The sequence below is a fragment of the Desulfocicer vacuolatum DSM 3385 genome (assembly GCF_900176365.1).
GTDB classification, from domain to species: domain Bacteria; phylum Desulfobacterota; class Desulfobacteria; order Desulfobacterales; family Desulfobacteraceae; genus Desulfocicer; species Desulfocicer vacuolatum.
On the sequence record NZ_FWXY01000072.1, the window covers coordinates 1 to 1609 of the forward strand.

Sequence of the window (1609 nt, forward strand, 5' to 3'; positions counted from 1 at the left end):
GATTGACCTCCTTTCGCATTTGTATGTTATGGGAATCATTATACCGCGAATGGTGATTCAACAAAACCTTTTTGGTTCTGGCTTGTCCAGGTTAGGGGATATAAGGGTTTATTTCGGATTCGGCACCCTTCTGGTTCTCCTGGTCTTAGGTCCCACTTCGTTTATGTTCAATAATTTCGTAGATTCCCTTGGCATCGCCCTTCAAAATTTTACAAGGATGAGCCTGTATATTGATGCCACGGAGAGCGGAGGATTTCCCCAGGGCTGGTCTATTTTTTACTGGGCATGGTCCCTTGCCGTGGCTCTTCAATTCGGAATTTACCTGGCAAGAATTTCAAAGGGAAGAAGTGTTCGCGAATTTTTGATTGGCGGTCTTACTTCCATGGTTATTGGAAATTGGCTGTTTTTCCTGATCATTGAGAATACAGCCCTTGATATTTTTCGCCAGGGCCTTGTGCCAGTGGCCGAAATTTTGTCCGAGCAGGGCCTTTCCGCTGCCACAGTGGCGCTGTGGAACCATTTCCCCCTGGGCGGGGTGGTTTTGGTTGCATTTTTAGTCCTGGGATTTATCAACACCTCAACCATGTTCAATTCCATTGCCTATGCCCTGGCCATGATGACCACTAAGGGAATCAAGGCAGACGAAGAGCCGTCCCGCTGGCTTCGTGTGTTCTGGTCTGTGGCCGTGGGGTGCTTTGCCCTGGCCCTGTTGTTTATCGGCGGTTTGAAAACAATTAAGACTGCGACCACGGTAGGGTCTCTGCCGACGGTGGTGATCATGGTGTTCATCTTGATATCATTTTTCAAAATGGCAACCAAGAAATGGCCCAATTATTCGCCCTCTAAAGAATAGAGAAATTTTTAATCAAAAATAAAAAACTTTTAATTAATCACCAAATCATATAAAGGATATTTCCATGACACCCAAAGAACGTGTTTTAAAAACCTTAAACCTTGAACCGGTTGATAAGATCCCTTTTGTAGATTGGTTTGACATCCAGATGCAAAGAGATGTCGCCCAGGCCAAAGGCGCGCCCCCGGATATAAGCGATGCCGAGTTTGCCACCCTGATCGGCATGGATGCCCAGTGCATCTTTGACAAATATCTTCCCCCGGTATTTTGTGAAACCATCAAGGGAAGTGACGGGAAAGACCATCTCCAGGGAGAAGGATTGATCAAATCGGAAAAAGACCTTGATAAAATGGTCTTCCTTGATCCCAGTGATGCAGGTTTTTATGATGAAGCTAAACGGTTTGTGGACCGTTGCGGAAAAGAAGATATCGCCAGCTATGCCGCATTCAGGACCGGTATGCTGAATACGGTTTTTTCCATGGGGATGCTTGGCTTTGCCACAAGTCTCCACCAGAATGTCTCCCTGGTGGAAAACATATTCGACAGGTATGCCGAATGGACCTGCACGGTGCTGGAAAAATTGCAAACCCTGGGGTTTGATTTTCTCATGTGTTTTGATGATATCGCATTTAATTCAGGCACCATGTTTTCTCCTGCCACACTTAGATTCTTATCTCTTATTTTCGTGTTGTTTTGGCAAAAGAATTATGTAGACTACTCATAACTATTTGCCAATTCAGGGATTATCACCATTGA

At 45.1% G+C, this 1609-nt stretch carries 2 protein-coding genes; both read left to right on the forward strand.

The annotated features are described in order from the left end of the window. A partial coding sequence (locus B9A32_RS20930) for a BCCT family transporter (protein ID WP_212638057.1) occupies positions 1–853 on the forward strand: 853 nt, incomplete at its 5' end. Between the two features lie 64 nt (positions 854–917). Beyond that, the gene (locus B9A32_RS20935; protein ID WP_084072136.1) at positions 918–1577 is read left to right on the forward strand and encodes a uroporphyrinogen decarboxylase/cobalamine-independent methonine synthase family protein; all 660 of its coding nucleotides are present in this window, start codon (positions 918–920) and stop codon (positions 1575–1577) included. Positions 1578–1609: the final 32 nt, after the last annotated feature.

What these genes read in the sequence shown, in the direction of transcription:
- B9A32_RS20935 (WP_084072136.1), top strand. Translation starts at nt 918, where the DNA reads ATGACACCCAAAGAACGTGTTTTAAAAACCTTAAACCTTGAACCGGTT.